Raw genomic sequence first — 20,522 nt, 5'->3', positions numbered from 1 at the left:
TTTACTCCGAAAATTCCGTATTGAGTTGCACAGGGGCACAAATCACTCTGACACCCTGCTGTTCTATTTGCCTTTTTGCCGTGTCGGGTAACTTGTCGTCTGTTACCAGAATTTTTATCGACGTCCACGGCAGTTCGAGATTATGAATTTTGCGGCCGATTTTATCGGACTCAACCATCACCACCACTTCACGCGCCACCTCAGCCATCACCCGGCTTAAGCTGGTCAGTTCATTAAAAGTGGTAGTGCCGCGTTGTAAATCAATGCCGTCGGCACCGATAAACAGCTGATCAAAATCGTAAGCGCGCAGCACTTGTTCCGCCAGCTGGCCCTGAAAAGACTCAGACTGAGCGTCCCAGCTGCCGCCGGTCATCAGTAATTTGGGTTCGTGTTCCAGTTCGCGCAGGCTATTGGCAATAAACAACGAATTGGTCATCACCACCAGGCCTTGTTTGGCAGACAACTCCGGCAACAAAGCAGCTGTGGTGCTGCCACTGTCGATAATAATGCGGTAGTGGTCGCGGATAAGGCTTGCCGCAGCTTTGGCCAGCGCCTGTTTACGGGCGGAAATTTTACCTGCAGTTTCAGCCATCAGCTCTTGTGGCAGTGGCACTGCACCACCGTATTTACGCAGCAATAAACCGTTGTCTTCCAGCGCTGTTAAATCTTTTCGAATGGTGACTTCTGAAGTTTCAAACCGTAACGCCAGTTCATCCACACTGACTTCGCCCTGCTGATTCAGCAGTTCCAGAATAGCCCTGCGGCGTTGTTGGGTATTGCGTTTATTCATCAGTTTCCGCTTAAGTTTCGATTCGAAAGATAAATAACAAACTCGAAAGCCATTCTATCTATTCGAAAGATAATTGCAAGACGAAAACGGCGGCTTTTATGCAGGCCGCCGTTGTACTGGCAACAGAATGCGGTAATACACGCCCTGACCTGTTTCACTGCTGACATAAATGCTGCCACCCAGTTGTGCTGTGACCAGATTGTAGACGATATGTGCGCCCAGGCCGCTGTTGCCGGCACTGCGTTTGGTGGTAAAAAACGGGTCAAATAACCGTTTTAGCGTATCACTGTCCATACCCACACCATTGTCGCGGTATTCCAGCTGAATTTGCCCGCCCTGGCGGCTCAGTTTTAGGGTGATTTTTGGCTCAGCCGGCAAATCTTCGGTAAAACCATGCTGCACCGAGTTCATCACTAAATGAGTTAACAACTGCGCCAGCGAGCCGGCGTCGGCATACAGGGTTAAAGCTTCTTCACTGCTAAGCTGCCATTGGCAATGACAACGATTCAGCTCAGGCTGCAATGACGCCATCACTTCCTGCAGATAAGCCGACAAGTCAAATTCACGGGCGCTGCTGGCCGATTTATCGACCGCCACCTGTTTAAAACTTTGAATCAGCTGCGCCGCCCGCTGAATATTGCTACTGAGGATCTCTGCTGTGGCAGTGGCGGTTTCAAGAAAACGGTTAAATGCCTGCGCCCCAAGTTGTTGTTGCTGATGGGCTTTATTCACACCATTCAGTTCTGACTGCAGGTGACTCACGGCCGTCACACAAATGCCCAAGGGGGTATTCACTTCATGTGCCACACCGGCCACCAAGCCGCCCAGGGAGGCCATTTTTTCCTGCATCACCAGCTGCTGCTGGGTTTGTTGCAACCGCGCCACAATATTGGCATTGGCCACTGCGATGGCAATATTGCTGGCCAGAGTGCGCACCAGATTCACTTGTTGCGGGCTAAAAGCTGCTACGACCGGGCTTTGCACTGTCATACAACCGATTTTTTCGTGATTGACCACCAATGGCAGGTACAACACCGATTGCATAGGTTCGCCCATCAGCGGCTGTGGAATTTCACCGAGGAAATTCAGGAAATCCTGACGTTTTTGAATATTCATTTCGCGCTGCTGATTAAAACACACAGTAGCCAGATGCTGTTCAGGCTGTAGTTTCAGCTCAAAAGGCGCCATCAGCCGGCCGTCTTCCAGCCAGTGACTAAACTCCAGCGACTGACGCTCGGGCCGGTAAATGCCAATGGCCAGCACGTGCACGTCCATAATTTCATTCAGGCTCTGGTGGCACAAAAACAGAATTTCCTGCAAATCCAGCGAAGCGGTGATTTGTTTTGCCAGCATTTGCAGCAAGGTCATATCACGGTAGGAGTCGGCCAACGCCTGATTTTGCGTTTGTAGTTCAGCAGTGCGGCTGCTGACTACCTGCTCCAGCCAGTTACGGGTTTTACGTTCGCTGCGCAGCCGGTATTGTAACAACAACCAGATACTGCCAAATAACAATACTATCGCAGCAAGTTTGCTGTACCAGGTCAGCCACCAGGGCGGCAGAATACGGATTTGCACTTTGCTGACCTGGGCTTGTTGCCAGTCCTGGCCCGGGCTTTTTGCCATCACTTCAAACTGATAATCATTGGGCGCCAGCCTGGTATAAGTGGCGCGCCTGCTGTTGGCGTCTGTTTCTATCCAGTCACGGTCAAAACCTATCAGCCGGTAGCGGTAGCGTGTTTGTTGTGGCTGCACATAATCCAATGCGGAAAACTGCAGCGTAAACATATCCTGCTCGTAATCCAGCCTTATTTGCTCGGCATAACCTATGGCTCTTTGTAACACCGCATCAGAGCTGTTTTGTGGCCGTACTTTTTTATTAAATAAATTAAAACCGGTCAGCCGCGCCACCAGTGGCCTTGGCGTGGCCGGGATCTGCGCCGGCGCATAATAATCCAGCCCCTGATTACCACCCCGCAGATGCATGCCCTGTGCAGTGACCCACCAGGAACCAATCCAGGTGGTAGCCATAAAACCATGGGGTTCACCAAACTGCACTAAATCCTGTTGCAGGCTGGTACGGTACAACCATAAAAAGTGCAAAGCCTGACGCAGTTTTAAGTCGGCATCTTCGGCGCCCAGATAGGATTTAAAACCTTCGATAATTTGCGGATCCTGACTGTTTCTGAGCACGCGGTGGTTAATATTGCCGGCACGCACCCAGAGTTCACCTGCTTCCTGATAAATCAGCTGGATACCGTTAAAACGTAACCCAGCCCCGCGACCGTCACCTTCGCGCCAACTCTGAATTTTGCCTGTGGCATGCTGCAATCTGGAAATGCCCTGATCGGCATAACCTATCCACAAATCGTGATAACTGTCGGACTGCAAGGTGCTGATGGTATTACTGCCAAGACCGGTATCTGATGCCGGGTCCTGTTTAAACTGCCGGATATCACCAGGCTTTAATAAAAACAAACCGTCGCCGCGGGTGCCTACCCAGAGTTGTTGTAATCCGTCTATATACAAGACGCCAACATTCGGTTGATCAGGTTCTGCGTTGAGCGCAAAAGGTTGCCACTGGCCTGTCTGCTGGTCGAGCTGAAATAAACCAGTGTCTGTTCCTATCCAAACCACCCCATCCGGATCCTGTAACACGTGCCTCGCCAGTGTCGGTTTGCGTTTTACCTCATCGGCCACCTGAATGGGCCAGCGTTGAACCGTGGCGGTGGCCGGGTCGAACAGGGCAATACCACCATCGCGGTTGGCAAGCCAATATTTGCCGGACGGCGCCGGGGTAATGGCAAACACATCATTATGCGCCAGCAAATTTGGGTTACTTGGGTCTGTCGGCAGAGAACGGACTTTTTGCGCCATGGCCGATAAAGCAAACAAACCGGCCGGACTTTTTAACCACAATGAACCCTGGGTATCCAGCAACAAGCCGGTCAGGTTATTACTCTGGATCTGATAAGGCACCATAGGATTGGCTTTAAACTGCTGCCACTGCGGCTTATCCGGTGGCAACAGCCACAACCCCTGATCATAACTACTGACCCAGAGTGCACCGTCAGCTGCAAAATCAAAGTCGGTGACCAGACCCTGTGCCAGGGTTTTGGGTTGCGCCGGCACAGCTCTGAGTTTGGCGGAGCTGGTTTGGTAATGGTACAAACCGCCACCATAACTACCAAGCCAGATTTGACCGGCTAAATCGGTTTTAATGGCGGTAACAGCAGCTGCAGTCAAAGCCGAATTCTGGATGGTAAATAATTGTTTATCCAGCCGCTGTGGATGCCAGCGTAAAGCGCCCCCTCTGGATTGTCCTCTGCTGCGCAGCGGCGCATTGCCGGTGCCTATCCACAAATAACCGTCCTGATCCCGCAACAGCGTGTTGATGTACTGACCATCAATTTCACTGGCCACACCCGGCAGCTGTACCACTTCCAGCTCTTTGCTTTCAACCTGCCAACGGAATAAGCCGGCACCATAGGTACCGACCCAAATCTCATGCTGCTGATCCTGGTACACCACACTGATTTCAACCTGTTGGGCTACTCCACTGCCGCGCGGCAGCGGAATACGGCTGAATTTTTCTGTGGTGGGGTCAAACAAATTCAGGCCACCATAGCGGGTGCCTATCCACAGCAGACCACGGTGGTCAACCAGCAAACTGGAAATCCAGTCTGCCGATAAGCTGTTGTTATCACTTGGATTAGAGCGGAAAGCTTCAATCTCCTGGCCGTCATAACGGTATAAACCATGCTGAGTGCCAATCCAGAGAAAACCCTGTAAGTCCTGAGTTAAAGCGGTAGCCTGAGATAAACCCGGATGCTGACGGGACAAATGGATAAAGCGGCTGTAAACGGAAATTGGCTCTGCCGCAGTGCGGCCAACTGTGGTATCAACACTGTTTTGTGCCAGAAGTGGTGCGGCGCAGAACCAGCAACAACAATAAACCAGTACCCACTTTAACCACATAGCCGCTCTGTTCCGACAACCTGATGTTAGAGCCTAGTATTGTTGCTTTTTGCCGGCGTCGCAATAGCTCAGTTACAGCCTGATGACGGCTTTTAACAAAGAACAGCATAACAGCAATAACACCAGCACGACCGCCAGTGACAACACCCGCCGGTCGAATGATTGATAGAGCAGATAGTCGATACCAATCAGTACTAAACCCGGTAACAACAGCAATAAAATCAACAGCAGCTGTACCGGCATCACAGTTTGCATCTCCTGCATGTTTTTCTCCCTGTTCCGGCAACACAACATCAGACGGAAAACCCTGCCCGGATAAAAACAGCATAATTTAAATGAGAATTATTTGCAATAACTCAAAAGAGCTTGTATAGTTTCCGGCGTCAGGAAGACAAACCGTACTTGCACGGTTGACACAAGGATGCGACTCCACGGTGTTAATGCTTTTCTGCAGTTTGGGAGCTGGCCTGTACCAGCTCCCTTTTTTTCGTCAAGCCAACAAGTGCATACAGCTCAAGCCTTTGTAGCGGCCAGTTATAACGGCGGGTGATTCTCCTGATATTGCAGCATCAGTTGCAGCGTTTGCGCCACCAATTGGAATTCCGCAAACTGACGGTTAGTCAGCGACCGCCCTGCTGCATCGGCATATAACAGCGCAAAAATCCGTTTTTCCACTTTTAAGGCAGCCACCAGACAATCACCATCGTTGGGTAACAACACCTCCAGCCGGCCCAATGGCTGTGATGTGGTGTTTTGCGTGCGCCAGATGGGTTGCTGATGGGTCAGTAAGTCATGTAATAACTCACCTTTTTGCAATTTATCCAGCTCAAGTTTTAATTGCTGGCGCCACAATAAAGTGTCACGCCCTGCAACATAACGGGGTTCAAACGACTTACTTTTGTAGTCCATCAACATCAGACTGACCCTTGGCAAGGCCGCACCTTCATGCAGGCACAGCACTGCCGAATGCAAAATTTTCGATAAATTGTCCTGCAGACTGAACAACTTAAACAACATATTCAGATGGCGCACCAGTTCAAAGTCGGTCACTGAATATTGCGCTGTCACTTCCAGCACTTTTTGCCGGTCCGGCAATTGCGGCAGAATTTTATCGGCACCATAACTGCTGGCCACTACTGCAGCTTCGTCAGCCATCAGCAGAATTTGTTGTTGGCTTTCTTCCAGCTTTAAATTACACATCATTGCCAATTGCTGGCAGTTACGCGCCATTTGGGGTGAAGTCAGTCCTTGCATAATATGCTGGCTGATACTGTCGGCCAGATTAATCACGGCGCTGACGGTGTTGGCTTTTGCGTTTGGATTAACCACATCCTGCAACATGTCCCCCAGCTTCCATTCTTTCACCAGCTCCCGGTTCAGGGTATCGATGCCGACACCCAGATATTTCATCGCAATGGCATGTTCATCGTCTGGGTACAGATCCCGTTCGACAATAAACTGTTCGGCGGCAGGCTCTCCGCTCGCCAGTAAAGCAAGTTCTGCCACATGGCGTAATAAAGCGGCAATAAACACCTGCTCGCGGCGCTCGCTGTCCAGTTTGGGTACCATAGCGCGCGCCTGCACCGCAGCGTGAAAAGAACGGGCCAGCCGTTGTAATAACAAAGTTTTGGGTTTGCCGGTGAGAAAACTGTCAATCAGCACACTGGCAAGTGTGATGTTTTTTACTTCCACAAAACCTATCTGCACTATAGCGCGCGACACCGTCTGAATAGGTTTGCTGGATCTGTTGTAATGCACAGTGTTAGCCACCCGCAACACTTTGGAAGTCAGGCTGGCATCACGCAGAATAATCTGCGCCAAATCATCTGCACTGCTTTCGGCGCTGTCATTAAGCTGACATACCTCCAGCACCACACTCTGAATGGCAGGCAATTTGATTTGCCCGAGTAACCGCATCCAGGCCGCCGGACCCCGTACATCAGCCATAATATTCTCCACAAAGCGCCGGCCAGGTAAATGCACCGGCAGCAGATGACTACTTTATGTCAGTGTAGTGCCTATGTCCTGCTTCAGGCCAGTACGGCAGTTTGTTGTGAAAGCCCTGTTACAGTGCTGGCATAACACGGGGTTAATGCGTGTCACGTGTGGTTTGCTGCACCAGCACCCAGGGAGAGATCACTACAGCCCAGAGTTCAGCTTTTTGTTCATACCACTGCTGCGCCTCTGCCGGTTCTACCCGCGCTATCTGATGTTGGGCCAGCCAGCTTGCCACCTGGGTTTTATCATCCACGGCAAAAGCATAAGCCACATCCACCAGGTCCAGCTGTGCGCTCACCTGTAACACGGCGCCCGAAGCATAAAACTTTTGTAATTCCAGCCAGCTGATGCGGGCTGTTTCTGCGGTAATTTTGGTTTTCAGGACTTCGGGTTCGACTGCAAAATTTTCATTCATGCGTCTGACTCACTCTGATCACGGCGCCGGCAGGCGCCTGGGTTATTATTCCGGCTCATCAGCCTGCTCTGACACCTGAGCTGCACTGAGCTCATGTTTTTTCAGCAGTTTATGAAAATCGGTTCTGTTACGCCCGGCCAGCTCAGCCGCGCGGGTGACATTGCCTTCAGACATTTTCAGCACCCGCACCAGATATTGCCGTTCAAACTGATCCCGCGCTTCACTTAAGGTTGGCCAGAAGCTGCGGTTTTGCGCCAGCGCCTGCTCCACCAGCGCCAGACTGATCACCGGGCTGCTGGTGAGGGCCACACATTGTTCTACCACGTTCACCAGCTGGCGCACATTGCCCGGCCACTGTGCTGTCACCAGCGCCTGCATGGCGTCTTCGGAAAAACGGTTCACCTGCACATGATGGCGCTCGCCACTTTGCGCCAGTACATGGCGCGCTAACAGCGGAATATCTTCGGCGCGCTCACGCAGGGTGGGCAACTGCAAATTCACCACGTTCAGGCGATAATACAAATCTTCGCGGAAACTTTGCTCCTGCATCGCCTGCTTTAAATCGCGGTGGGTGGCGGAAATAATCCGCACATCAATAGGAATAGACTTGGCGCTGCCAACAGGGCGGATTTGCCGCTCCTGCAAGGCCCTTAATAATTTCACCTGCAGCGGCAGCGGCATATCACCAATTTCATCGAGAAACAGCGTGCCGCCATCGGCCTCGCGGAATAAACCGGCATGTTCAGTCACTGCGCCGGTAAAAGCACCTTTGGTATGGCCAAATAATTCAGATTCGAGCAGATGTTCCGGCAAAGCACCGCAGTTAATAGCAACAAAAGGACGGCGTGCTCTGGGACTGGCCTGATGAATGGCCTTAGCGAGCAACTCTTTACCTGTACCACTGGCGCCCGTGATCAGCACACTGACATCACGCTGCGCCACCCGATACGCCTGCTCCAGCAACTGTTCCATGCCTTTGCTGCGCGTTACTATCGCCTGACGCCATTCGTCTTTGCTCGGCACATGTGACTGATGTACGGCTTTTTGCAAAATGTCTCTCAGTTCGACATTGTTCAGCGGTTTGGTTAAAAAACCAAACACACCACGCTGTGTGGCGGCTACAGCTTCAGGAATAGAACCATGGGCAGTCATCAGCACCACGGGCAAACCCGGATTACGTTTGGCAATTTCGTCAAACAGCGCCATACCATCCAGCCCCGGCATGCGCAGGTCGCTCAGCACCACGTCCACCGGATTTTTTGCCAATAAAGTTAAGGCGGTTTCGGCACAGTCGGCGCTAATCACCTGATAACCTTCACCTTCCAGCCGTAATGTCATCAAACGCAGCAGGCTTGGATCATCATCAACCAACAATAAACGGGCGTTGTTACCACTCATGTTTAGCCTCCGCCATTCTGGTTCAGTTTGGCTTCGATCTGGGTCAGCGCATCAATTTTCTTCTGCAGATCAGCATTTTGTTTTTGCAGGCGATCCAGATTGTCCTGCTGCTGACCATTAAGCCGCCCCAGCGCTTTGACCGCCGACTCCGATTCCAGCAATTTCTGGTTGTAGGCGTAGTCCCAGCGTAATAACTCAGCCAGCCCTTTGGGCAGAATGGTCAGCTGTTCACCCAGCTGCATCTGGGCTTTAAAACGCACGGCATAAGGCGTGTCGGGGTGAATACGGATCAACAACTGCTGCAAATTACTGACCGCAGAGGGTGGCAGTTCTTTACTGAGCGCGTCACGCTGTTTGCCATTCATCGCCAGCAGCTCACTACGAAACTTTGCCCAGGCGGTTAAACTCAGTGCATCGTCGCTGATCGCCAGCACGGGTTTTACCGGCTCAGGCGCCTGCCGTGGCAACTCCACCACTTTTTCCGGTGCCGGCAAGGGTTTGTGCACCACAGGCAGTTGCACCGGGCCACCCTGACATCCCGCCAGCAACACAGTTCCAGCCAGCACAGACCATAACTTCATAACGATTCCTCAACCAAAGGTAAACGGATGCGGATACACACATCGGCATAATTCACATCAACAATTTCTGCCAGACCACCGAGTAAACGGGCGCAGTCGGCCACAATAGATAAACCTAAACCTGAACCCTGCACCGCATCAAAACGTGGCGCCGTGCCGCGCTGGAAGGGTTCAAACAGTTTAGCCCGCATTTCTGCCGGAATAGGAGTACCGTTATTGGCAACATCAAGCAACATAAACTTGTCGTGTTGTTTTAAGATCACCCAGACCGGACTGCCCTCAGCACCATAGGCCTGGGCATTATTAATCAGGTTGTCCAGAATACGGCGGAACAACATGGCATCGGTATAAATACGCGGTAGCTGACAATCCAGCTCGATATATTGCTGACGCTGCTGCAACGACAAAGCATGGTCATTAAAACAACTTTGCAGCAGCTGCTGACTGTCATGCCAGCCAAACTCCGGCTTGGCCTGCTGCAATAATCTGTTGTAGTCCAGCAGCTGTTCGGTCAGCTGACTGAGCCTATCGGCACTGCCATTTAATAAAGTCACCACTTCCATTTGCTGCGGATTTAAACTGCCCACCAGCTGCTCCGACAACAAAGCACATCCTTCGCGGATACTGGACAACGGGGTTTTTAATTCGTGAGACGCATGGCGCAATAAAATCAGCCGCAGTGCTTCCAGTTGTTGTAACCGCGACGCCAGCCAGCGCAGCTGCTCACCCAGTTCAGTCAGTTCGCGTGGCCCTTCCACCTTTTCATTGGGAAAATGATGGCTGGCCTGACCGACAGAGCGGATCATGGTATCCAGTTGTTTAATAGGTGAAGCAATACGGGCCGACGCCCAGAGCACCAGAAATAACGTCAGGATCACCAGCGCCACACTTTGCCATGCCAGCTGGTTTTGTGCGTCTACCACATAATTTTGCTGGGTTTGCAGCCGAAGCTCCAACAGCTTCCAGGTTTGCTCGGTCAGCTGCGCCTGATTTTGCCGCAGTGCTACAAGCACAGGCGACAACTCTTCAATACTGCTTTGCGGATAGACCTGCAGCAACACCGCCAGCTGCCGCTGTTGTTGTTCACACAGCTCTTTGGCATCCAGATTCTGACAAACGGTGTCCAGCATTTGCTGATAATTGCGCAGATGGGTACCAGCCAGCCTTGCCAGCGCTTCGGTGCGTAAAATACTGAACTGACGCACTGCCCTTTCAATATCAATCACCAGGTTTTGCATGTTTTCTGTCACTTTGACGCTGTCGACCGAGTTTTCGGCTTCCGCCACTGCATAACGGCTGACATCAGACAAAGCACTGTTGCTTTGCCACAGCAGCACACCCAAAGGAATTAACGCCAGAAAAAAACTTAATAAAATAAATTGCCTGAGTGACGCAGGCTGAAATGGCATACGCATAGAAGCCAATGCTCCAAAACAGGGGAAGCCAACAAAAGCCTATCATAACGGATTTAACGGTGCGGCCAAACCTAATCAGAGTAGAGCTTGGAAAAACAAAGATTTAGTCTGAAATCAGCCATAAAAAAAGGCCGGTTTTAAACCGGCCTTTTTAGGAATTATGTCCTGATGCGCTGGCATCAGCGGAGCTTAAGCGCGGGCGGTAACACCGGCAGCGCGGGCTTTACGGATTTTGGCAGACTGACGGGCATAAGCATCAGCAAACTGCGCTTTTTCCAACTGACGAACAGCAGTACCGTTCAGGTCAATTTTGCGTAAGTAAGTAACAAACACTAAAGCATTAATCACGAAGAATACGGCTGCTGCGATTAAAAATGTGTCCATGGTGTACCTCTGTCATGTTGCCAGTCGTCGGACCGGGCTTAAATTTTTTCACTTCACTGCTTGTTTCATCAGGTAAAAAACGGAAGTGGAACCTTGTGTATCACTTGCGTTATTTACCTGGACAATCTGTTTAATGCAGATGCTGTGCCAACTTTTAAAAAATTATTTTTACTATTTAAAATCAGAAACTTAGATAAGCTCCGCGCGCAAAAACAATATTGCAGCCAGTCACAGGCCGAATGATCTGTTGCTAATTAGCGACAGCGATCTGGGGGCATTTTAAATATCTATTAAATTCAATAACTTAACATGTATCTTTTTTGCGACACTTGGCAGGGGATTTTTTGAATTTCTGTTTTTATGCTATTTTTCAATAACTTAAAAACAGAAATCTCCCTCAAAATGGCAGGTGCAGACTCAACCGGACGCGCCGGCCCGCTGCTGCAGGAATGGTATTGATGGTCTGGCCAACAAATTCTGGCTGGTAAATAGCTTCATCCAGCAGATTGGCAATATAAAAACGCAGCTCCGCACGTTCAGGCAAAGCTGCAATAGCGGTTAACGGCAGACGCCAGTGCAGGTCGATGCTGTGATAGGCGTCAGCCGGCGGGTTCAGCAATAACCTGTTGGGGTTACGCACTGCGATGTCGGTGGCTGTGCCGGTATAACTCCACAACAACGTCAGGTTGCCATAAGCGCCGGGTAATGCCAGCTCGACTGAAGATTTGGCCAGCCAGTTGGGCACTGTGGTGAAGTCTTCAATCTGATTCACTTTGTTTTGCTGATAAGTAACAGCTGCACTGAATCTTACCTGCTCGTTCCACTGCTGCTGCGCTTCAAGCTCAATGCCCTTTAACTGCATTTGACCCTGATTAACAAAATCAATCACCCGGTCAGCCGCTCTTTGTCTGCTAATCAGGTCACGGGCATCACTGTGAAACAGCGTCAGAGCCAGATTCAGCTGTGGATTTTGTAAAAACCATTGCAGATCTGTGCTGTCAATTTGCTCGGCCAACAACGCCGGATTACCACGCAAACCGCCGGTGATCTGGCCGGCAGCATTACGCAACACAATATTAAAATCGGTCTCCACTGCATAAGGGTCACGATAAGCGCGCGCTTGCAGCAGTTTCAGCCCCCATTGTTCTGCCACCTGCCACACCAGCCCGATTCTGGGCAACCAGTCGCTGCCACTGCGCTGACTGCGGTTAAACTGCACGCCGGATGACAGACTGAAGTTATGGCTCAGTTGCCAATCCCCCTGCAGATAAGCGGTGTCTCTTCTGTTATCGGTATCGGGCACAGGTGCTGCCGCCAAACCGGCTTTGGTACCAAAGTTTTGCCACCAGCGGGCAATGCCGGCTTGCCACTTCCAGTCTGGGCTGGTCCGCCAGTGTTGATCCAGCTCCAGCAACAAGTCGTTGGCATAAGCATCATAGTTGTAATGGGAAAAATCCATCCGCGCCCAGCTTAAGCTGCTTTGTAACCAGCTGTGCTCTTGCTGTTGCCACTGATGTTGCAGCGCAATATGCTGACGACTGCTGTCCACTCGCCGCTCTTCGGGCGCTATACCCCCACTCCAGTTGGTGGCGGCACCAAAAAAATCCTGCTGGCTGCGGGCAAAGTTCCAGTCCAGTTGCCATTGCTGATATCTGGCAGAAGCAAAAAGTCCGAGGTTTTGCTGACCATAATCAATCTGGCGCCACTGCCTGTTATTGTCATAAGAAGAGAATGGCCATCCCTCATCCTGCTGTAATTTTGCCGCCAGATTCAGTACCCAGTCTTGCTGCTGCAGATGGCCGGCCAAACCGGCGCTTTGTTGCCCCTGCTCGCCAAACCCCAGTTGCAGCTCAGGTGCAATTTGTTTGGCCGTCACCAGGTTAATCACGCCGACATAAGCATTGGAGCCATAGAGCACAGAGCCTGGGCCACGGATAATTTCAAGCCGTTCAATGGCCTGCAGCGGAAAAGCGTTATAGATAGCAAAGTTAATACCACCGGAATAACTCTCTCGCAGCGGCCGGCCATTCAGTAATAACAACACATGATTGTCGGCGTGGGTCAGCAGATTACCGCGGATAGAAGCCACATTACGCGGAAAAAAATGCGAGCCTGTCATATAAAAACTGCTGACCTGCTGCAGCAGTTGCTGCAGGTTTTCAGCGCCCAGATTACGGATGCGGCTGGCGTCCAGCACTGTCATCACAGCCGCAGCACTGCTGAGGTCCTGCTGGTATTTACCGGCTGTCACCACTGAAACTTCAGCCAGTTCTTCCAGCGATAACTCAAATAAGTCTGTGCTGTCTTGGGCTATGGCAGTGCCGGCAAGGAGGCAAAGGCTAAACACAGGAAAAATTCGCAGCAGTTGGTGCATATTGACACTGATTGACTAGACTCTGTTGTAAATAGCAGTTTAGGAATCAGTATCTTAAATGACAAGGCGGTCTGAAATTAAAGTTAAACCACAGCTCAGAGCGCCCAAAATCCGGACGTTATTTGTGTTGCTGGCAGGCTTTTGTCTGGCCCTGACCGGCAAAACCGCCGCCGAACCCGCACTGGATCAACAAAAATTTATCGGGGTGCAGGCCGCTTATATTTTTAACCTGGCCCGTTTTGTTCAATGGCCAGCGCTTGGTAGCAGCACTTTTCAAATTTGTCTGATAGGTGAGTTGCAGCAAAAACTGACCACGCAGCTGCAGCAAGGCACCAAAGACAAATCCATTCAGTCTTTGCCGGTAGAGATCCTGGCCATAGACCCGGCCCTGTTGTCGCAGGCTGAGGCCGAACAACAACTCCAACAGTGCCGGGTGTTGTATCTGATGGCAGATCCGGCCGAAACCGGTTGGGCTTTACTGGCACAACTGAAACAACCGCAGATTTTGCGTATCGCGGCGCCACAGGTCACCAGTCAGCATTTTTCGCAAGTGGATCTGGTGTTTGAGCAAGGCCGGATTTTGTTGTATCTGAACAGTGACAGCCTGCAGCAGTCGGGTTTGCAGGTAAATCCAGCGTTATTGTCTATTGCCAGACAAAGGACAAAATCATGAAAAAAGTGTCGTTTCAGCACAAAGTATTCTGGGGTTTTGTGCTGGTGGCCTTATTAAGCCTGGGTCTGGTGGTGCTGCCGGTACTGTGGAATATCAGCAATCAGTTTCAGTTACAGCTGGAAGCCTATAACAGATCCCAATCCAAAGTCCTGGCTGATATGAGCGCTGCCGCCATGATGTTTGATCAGGCAGATAGTGCGTCGTCGTTATTACAGTCACTGCAGCAATCCCCCGATATTCTGCGGGCAGCTTTATATAAAACCGAGGGCGATCAACACCGGCTTTTTGCATCTTTTGGCCCTGAAGCTCCGGCACAGATCAACCCGGCGCACTATATTCACCCGGTCCGGCAGCAGGGCATGTACAGCCTGCTGACTCCTGTCACACTGGACGACAACGTCATAGGTTATTTGCTGCTGGACAGCAACTTACAGCCGATGGAGCAAAAACTCACCCAAAGTTATGCGTTGGTACTGACCACAGTGCTGATTGCCATAGTGCTGGCCAGCTGGCTGGCGTTAAGACTCAGTCGCACCCTGCTACAACCGCTCAGCGATCTGCGTGCTGTCACCAGTTCAATTGCCGATACCAAAGATTACAGCCGCAGAGCCCAACTGTCGGATGACCCTGAGCTGGCGATTTTTATCCGATCTTTTAACAGCATGCTGGACGTTATCCAGCAATTTAATCAGCTACAGCAAGACAAAGAACAACAAATTCTGGAGCTGAATAAAACGCTGGAACAAAAAGTGGCTGAGCGCACAGCACAGCTGGAACATAGCCTGAACGACTTAAAAAATACCCAGAGTGCGCTGGTGGAACGCGAGCGTTTAGCTTCTTTGGGCGGGCTGGTGGCCGGCGTGGCCCATGAAATTAACACGCCGGTTGGCGTGGCCATGACGGCTGTCACCCATTTAACTTACCTGACACAACACCTGAATGATGAAATGCAGGATGGCACCTTAAGTAAATCAGGTTTGCTCAGGCATATTGCGGAACTGAACGAAAGTGCATTGATTATTCTGAAAAATCTGGAACGTGCCGCCGAACAAATCCGTAGTTTTAAAATGGTGGCTATTGATCAGTCGACCGAAGAAGCGCGTGAGTTTTATTTATTGGAGTATTTGCAAAGTATTGTGCTGTCGCTGCGGCCTCAACTGAGAAAAGGCGCTTACCAGGTGAAGCTGGATGTTGATCCGGCACTGCGGCTCTACAGTTTTCCCGGTATTTATTCGCAGATTTTTACCAACCTGATTATGAATTCGCTGATCCATGGTTTTGCCGGGCAAACTCAGGGCGAGATCCGTATTGAAGCACAGCTGCAGCCCAATTATTTGCAACTGAATTATTACGACAACGGCAAAGGCATAGATCCCAAAATTAAACCCAAATTGTGGGACCCTTTTGTGACCAGCAACCGCCAGCAAGGCGGCAGTGGCCTGGGTACTTATATTCTGTATAACTTAATTACCCAGGCGCTCAAAGGCCGGATTGACCTGGTGGAAGATGTGCCAAAAGGGGTGCATTTTGCGTTATTGATCCCCCTGACCGACCGCAAAATTGGCGTGGACCGGCACAACGATTTAGCTTAACAACGCCCGGAACCAGCCTGGCAGTGCCATCATTGCGCTGCCATTTCAGAGCCGAAGCGAGTCTGCCAACCTCAGGTGAACAGGTTAATAAATAAAGCCGTATTTACGCGCCACCTTGTCAAAATATTCCAGGCACTGTTTAGCATATTCACGTTTTTCCACATAACTGCCCGGGAAAAAGCTCTTTTTAAAACCATAGGCAACGATGTCTTTCAGGCGTTTTAGCGGAATATCAAAGTTATCCACCGCCAGCTGATATTCACGGCTAACCGTGGTATTGGACACTAAACGGTTGTCGGTACAAATCACTGTCGCCATACGGTTTTCCAGCATATCGCGGAATTTATGCTGTTTAATGTCGGTAATAGCAGGGTTGGTTTGCAGATTGGACGTCAGACAAACTTCAATGGCAATACGTTTATCAGCAATATAAGAGGCTAATTCTTTGATATAACGCTGTTTATCGGTGATTGCCGGGTCCTGAATCATCTCAGGAATAAACATCGAATAACCATGGCCAATACGGTCGGCATAACATTCGGTAATGGCTTCAAACACCGACTCAGCGCCATAAGCTTCACCGGCATGCAGGGTTTTTAATAAAAAGTGCTGATGGGCGTATTCATACACTTCTTTAAAATTATGTGCCGGATAACCAGACTCCTGACCGGCTAAATCCAGTGCCACTATCGGCACCCCTTCTTCGTCGCGCAACCGCACACTGGCCCGAACCAGTTCCATCGCCGCCAGTTTAATCACCTGCATAGGTTCAAAATCGCGCATCAACTGGAATAAGTTGGTGTAATAAGGCGAAAAACCTTTGTCACCAAACATCCGCATAGCGCAGTTGATAATGCCATAAGCAAAAGGAGGTTTGTCACCGGAAATTACCGCAGCCTGTTGATTATATTCAGTTTGTGCCTGCTTTAAGCCGTTGTTCACTGCGTGCATCACTTTGTCAAAATCAATACCGGCCGGTAAATCAATCAGCAGCTGAGGCGCAAAACGCACTTCAATATAATTCACGCCTTCCTGCTGGTTATCGATGGCCAGCTCATAAGCGGCCTGCTGCAGGTTTTCCATGTTTCGAAGCACACCACAGGTGTACTGGAAACAATGCAGGTACTCGCCGAGGTTGTTGTAGGATTCTTTAAACACCAGTTCTTTTAAACCGGCCACAGTGTTGGATGGCAGCTGTAACTTACTGCGTTTGGCCATCTCAATCAGCGACTCTAACCGCAAACTGCCATCGAGGTGCAGGTGCAGATCAGATTTTGGCATTTCTTTAATAAAATCAGCGGAATAAAACGGCATTTGATGAGCTCATTGCATAACAGAACAGGTTTTTAGTTATAGCAGCTGGCCGCATCTGGTGCGATAACAAAAGTGTTTTGGTGCAGAGAATTAATCAGATAAACAGGGCGCTTAACATCAAGCAGAGAGAAATGGTGCCCGGGGCCGGACTTGAACCGGCACGCCCTTTCGAGCGAGGGATTTTAAATCCCTTGTGTCTACCGATTTCACCACCCGGGCAGAGTCATGTGTGCAGAAAGCACTGGCAGAACGGCGCGCATTTTAAGCTTATTAGAATCCATTTGTCATGTACTTTGTTACAACACTGGTTTGCTTGATTAAATTTCACTCAATCAATGATTATTCAAACCAACCTTCGCCGGGTTTTACGCGTTACAGAGCAGCTTTATTGCAGCGGCGCTGTTGCAAGTATTTTGCAGATATCAACCATCCGCCCTTCTGCCTGAACCCGGCAATTGCCAGCCTGCATCGCATCCAGCATTAACGCTCCCATTGCCTGCCGGTAATGCGCCGGTTCCCAAAAGTATTTATTGTCTCTGATATCCCGGCTGGACTCCTGCAGTGGAGCCATCACTAACTCAGAAGCAATTGAAAAATCATACAAAGATAACTGCCGCTTTTGTGCCACAGCGCTTATCAAATCTTTCCAGCGTTCAAATTCGCCCTGCAAACCGCTTTGCGCAATGACGTCCAGATAAGGATAGTGATATGGGTTCACAAACAGCGTGACCTCAACATCCTGCTCTGCCAGTAGCTGCAAAAATAACTCCAATGCCTGAAATCCGCTGCTTTGCGGCTGCACCTTTAATGCTGGATTTGCCAATCGTGCAGTGAGCTCTTGCAGTTTCTGCTGATATAACACGGCAAAACCTTCACTTCGAACTATGTGATGGTAGAGGCGGCCGTCGTTAAAGCCATGCTCCGACAAGGCGTTCACATCGTTTTTCTGTTGGATCAAGGTCAAAAAGGTATCGATAAAAGCACTTTGTGACAGCAAAAAGCTCAACTGTTCTTTGCCTTGGATCCAACTGTTTGTCACTGGTGTATGTGCCTGACTCAGCTGATAATTCAACCTGCCCTGCCAGTTGCCAAGCAATGGCTTTGCCGCTGATTCCGATGTCAAAAAATCAACAAAATCAACGGCCAGAAAGATTTTTTTCACCTTTCCTGTCGACTTCACCACATGCCAGGCGTAGTCGTACTGCATTAACACACCAGCGCCTGGCAGACCTAAGTTAAAAACCTTGCCCTGATAAATCGGATGTTGTGCCGGTAAACCAATTTCAACTCTGGAATTACCCACCAGTAATACTTCCGGCTGTTGCACCAGCGCCTGATAACTTTTAATGGAGCGCCCTTTATCAGCAGCTGCTGTTTTACGGCTAACCACGTCAGCCAGTGGCCCGGCAGCAAACACCGCATAAGGATTGAGCAGATAAGTGAATCCGGCTATCGCTGTTATCAACAGCAAAATACTGATCAGAAAATACCGCAGATACACAATCATGCTGTGACCCAATTAAAAGTTGAAATACAGAAATTCACTGACTTGCCCTAAAGTTGAGACGCCCATCACCAGCAAAAATGCCAACAACAAAGCCCAGCCTTTGCTGGCCTGCCATTGCCAGCGACTCGTCGGCGCACCTTTACCGGCTCGGCTTTCGCTTGCCAGATAGCGATAAAAAAGGTCGTGCACATTCGGGGCTGACACCGCCAGCAACAGTAAAGCTAAACTCCAGGCCCAGGTACTGACCAATACGGCGCCGCCGCCCTGGCTGGCTTGCACGTCGAACAACTGCAACAGCGGCGTTGCAAACTGCAATTGTGCAAGAATACCAGCAGGCAAACTGATGCCATTGAATCCCGCCATGCCCGCTAAAATCGTTAAGGCGCCATCAAGCGTCGTTGCGCGGAAAAACACCCAGCCCACCACCACAGCCACAAAAGTCAGCAGCCAGCTCAGCAAAATCGAGATCCCCTTGGGTAAGCGCCACGCAAATTGCGTTTTGACGGCAGAAAAAGCGTGATTTACAACAAGATAACCACCATGCAATGCACCCCAAATCAGAAAATTCCAACCGGCGCCATGCCAGAGACCACCGAGCAACATCGTCAGAAACAAGTTGATATAACGACGGAATTTACCCCGCCTGTTGCCGCCTAGGGCGATATACAGATAGTCCCGTAAAAACTGTGACAACGTCATATGCCAGCGCCGCCAAAAATCAGTGATGCTAAGAGCTTTGTAAGGCGAGTTAAAATTCAGCGGTAATGAGATACCAAACAACAACCCCAAACCAAGTGCCATATCCGAATAACCGGAAAAATCAAAATACAACTGCCCGGTATAAGCCAGGGCACCACCCCAGGCTTCAAAAAAGCCGGGGGTCAACTGGCCGGCATCAACAGCTTGAAACAATGGATTAGCATAGACGGCAGCACCATCTGCTAACACTGTTTTTTTAAAAAAACCAATCGCAAAAATACTGATCCCAACGGCAACATTCGTTGCTTTCACCCCCAAGCGGTTTGGGTCGGCAAACTGCGGCATCATCGACCCATGATGAACTATCGGGCCTGCAATTAACTGCGGGAAAAACGTCACAAACAGCATGTAATTCATGATGTTGTGTTCAATTTCTCCTTTACGGTACACATCAACCACATAAGCAATCTGTTGAAAGGTAAAAAATGAAATGGCCAAGGGCAGCAGGAGTTGTTCAAACTGCCAATTTTGTTGCAGTAACAGACTAAAATTACCGACCAAAAAATTGGCATATTTGTAATAAACGATGCTGGACAGGTTGAGCACGACAGCAAGGATCATCAATGCTTTACTGCGATAGCGATGAATCAGTTTCGCCAGATAAAAATTGAGTAATATTGAACTGATTAACAACAGCAGATAAACCGGTTGCCACCAGCCATAAAAAAACAGCGAAGCAACAACCAACACTTTAATCGCAGCATCAACAGATAAACGGGTTTGCGCCAGATGAAAAAGCCACAAAACAAGCGGCAAAAATACAAATAAAAACTCTACGGAGTTAAATAACATGGCTGTATTCCGTTACTAAGCAGCGGGGTATTCAGTCGCGCTCTGGAGTAAGTCAGGCTGAATTTCAGACTAGGCTATAGGAGGAGTTATTAAATGACAAGCCGATGATTCAACAGTACCTTTTTGCCTACCACAGCAGCTCATTTGCGCAGCAGATGCAGATGCCTATCTGTCCAGATGAAAAATTATCCTCCACCAGGCTGCAGTTTGAATTTAAAAAATTAAAATACTGATGTTATTCAACAAGAAAGCTGCATGTGCACCGACAGCAGCAAAACAACCCTGCTGGTTTGGCCATCTATACTGTTGCATTTCCAAAACTGCCGTGATATTACTAAAAGCATCAACCCAAGCGGTGCAGAAATAACCAGAATTTTATGAACAGCCAAAACCGTGTAAACGCCATTATTCTCAACCTCCTCGTGCTCCTACTCAGGCCACGGGGTTTTGTGCATTGGTAACACGCGTTTACCGGAACCAGCAAAAACCCCGAGCCACAGGCCGGGGTTTTTTGTTACCTCCAGGTCTGATAACGGGATAAAAAATCAGCGACAG

General features: G+C 49.8%; 15 protein-coding genes and 1 tRNA gene. 2 read left to right on the top strand and 14 right to left on the bottom strand.

Going from position 1 to position 20,522, the window contains the following annotated elements; all coding sequences use genetic code 11:
* Position 1: 1 nt before the first annotated feature.
* From N3Z11_RS16095 to N3Z11_RS16050, 10 genes are all read right to left on the bottom strand, one after another.
* Positions 2-790: a DeoR/GlpR family DNA-binding transcription regulator gene (locus N3Z11_RS16095; protein ID WP_260658224.1), complete on the bottom strand. Its 789-nt coding sequence runs from the start codon at positions 788-790 to the stop codon at positions 2-4.
* Positions 791-886: 96 nt separating this feature from the next.
* The gene (locus N3Z11_RS16090; RefSeq protein ID WP_260658223.1) at positions 887-4,765 is read right to left on the bottom strand and encodes a two-component regulator propeller domain-containing protein; all 3,879 of its coding nucleotides are present in this window, start codon (positions 4,763-4,765) and stop codon (positions 887-889) included.
* Positions 4,766-4,837: 72 nt separating this feature from the next.
* Complete coding sequence (locus N3Z11_RS16085; protein ID WP_260658222.1) at positions 4,838-5,029, bottom strand: hypothetical protein; 192 nt, start codon at positions 5,027-5,029, stop codon at positions 4,838-4,840.
* A 270-nt stretch (positions 5,030-5,299) separates the two neighbouring features.
* On the bottom strand, positions 5,300-6,712 hold the full coding sequence (locus N3Z11_RS16080; RefSeq protein ID WP_260658221.1) for an HDOD domain-containing protein: 1,413 nt from the start codon (positions 6,710-6,712) through the stop codon (positions 5,300-5,302).
* A gap of 142 nt (positions 6,713-6,854) precedes the next feature.
* Positions 6,855-7,178: a DUF2288 domain-containing protein gene (locus N3Z11_RS16075; RefSeq protein ID WP_260658220.1), complete on the bottom strand. Its 324-nt coding sequence runs from the start codon at positions 7,176-7,178 to the stop codon at positions 6,855-6,857.
* Between the two features lie 45 nt (positions 7,179-7,223).
* Positions 7,224-8,576, bottom strand: coding sequence for a sigma 54-interacting transcriptional regulator (locus tag N3Z11_RS16070; RefSeq protein ID WP_260658219.1), 1,353 nt, complete (start codon positions 8,574-8,576; stop codon positions 7,224-7,226).
* 2 nt (positions 8,577-8,578) lie between these two features.
* Positions 8,579-9,157 (bottom strand): hypothetical protein, encoded by a 579-nt coding sequence (locus N3Z11_RS16065; protein WP_260658218.1) that lies wholly within the window; start codon positions 9,155-9,157, stop codon positions 8,579-8,581.
* A complete protein-coding gene (locus N3Z11_RS16060) occupies positions 9,154-10,572 on the bottom strand; it encodes a sensor histidine kinase (RefSeq protein ID WP_260658217.1) in 1,419 nt (472 codons plus the stop codon). The genes N3Z11_RS16065 and N3Z11_RS16060 overlap by 4 nt, the downstream gene beginning before the upstream one ends.
* A gap of 189 nt (positions 10,573-10,761) precedes the next feature.
* Positions 10,762-10,956 (bottom strand): hypothetical protein, encoded by a 195-nt coding sequence (locus N3Z11_RS16055; protein ID WP_260658216.1) that lies wholly within the window; start codon positions 10,954-10,956, stop codon positions 10,762-10,764.
* A gap of 397 nt (positions 10,957-11,353) precedes the next feature.
* Positions 11,354-13,330 carry a TonB-dependent receptor plug domain-containing protein gene (locus N3Z11_RS16050; protein WP_260658215.1) on the bottom strand — a complete coding sequence of 659 codons (1,977 nt, stop codon included), beginning with the start codon at positions 13,328-13,330 and terminating at the stop codon, positions 11,354-11,356.
* 58 nt (positions 13,331-13,388) lie between these two features.
* Here N3Z11_RS16050 and N3Z11_RS16045 point away from each other — a divergent pair, with 58 nt between their 5' ends.
* Together N3Z11_RS16045 and N3Z11_RS16040 are read left to right on the top strand one after the other, a co-directional pair.
* Positions 13,389-14,003, top strand: a complete 615-nt coding sequence (locus N3Z11_RS16045; protein WP_260658214.1) for a YfiR family protein — start codon at positions 13,389-13,391, stop codon at positions 14,001-14,003.
* Positions 14,000-15,595 carry an ATP-binding protein gene (locus N3Z11_RS16040; protein ID WP_260658213.1) on the top strand — a complete coding sequence of 532 codons (1,596 nt, stop codon included), beginning with the start codon at positions 14,000-14,002 and terminating at the stop codon, positions 15,593-15,595. Before N3Z11_RS16045 ends, N3Z11_RS16040 begins: the two co-directional genes overlap by 4 nt.
* A gap of 84 nt (positions 15,596-15,679) precedes the next feature.
* On the opposite strand, the gene N3Z11_RS16035 is transcribed toward N3Z11_RS16040, so the two are convergent.
* The 4 genes from N3Z11_RS16035 to N3Z11_RS16020 all read right to left on the bottom strand — a co-directional run bounded on the left by N3Z11_RS16035 (position 15,680) and on the right by N3Z11_RS16020 (position 19,967).
* Positions 15,680-16,909, bottom strand: coding sequence for an adenosine deaminase family protein (locus N3Z11_RS16035; RefSeq protein ID WP_260658212.1), 1,230 nt, complete (start codon positions 16,907-16,909; stop codon positions 15,680-15,682).
* A gap of 132 nt (positions 16,910-17,041) precedes the next feature.
* A tRNA-Leu gene (locus N3Z11_RS16030) sits at positions 17,042-17,128 on the bottom strand.
* A gap of 166 nt (positions 17,129-17,294) precedes the next feature.
* The gene (locus N3Z11_RS16025) at positions 17,295-18,416 is read right to left on the bottom strand and encodes a hypothetical protein (protein ID WP_260658211.1); all 1,122 of its coding nucleotides are present in this window, start codon (positions 18,414-18,416) and stop codon (positions 17,295-17,297) included.
* Between the two features lie 12 nt (positions 18,417-18,428).
* Positions 18,429-19,967, bottom strand: coding sequence for an MBOAT family O-acyltransferase (locus N3Z11_RS16020; protein ID WP_260658210.1), 1,539 nt, complete (start codon positions 19,965-19,967; stop codon positions 18,429-18,431).
* Positions 19,968-20,522 lie beyond the last annotated feature (555 nt).

The sequence above is a fragment of the Rheinheimera sp. 4Y26 genome, from assembly GCF_025245835.1.
In the GTDB taxonomy this organism is placed as follows: domain Bacteria; phylum Pseudomonadota; class Gammaproteobacteria; order Enterobacterales; family Alteromonadaceae; genus Pararheinheimera.
Note: the sequence above shows the minus strand (reverse complement) of the source record. Positions and strands in the feature narration are given on the sequence as shown.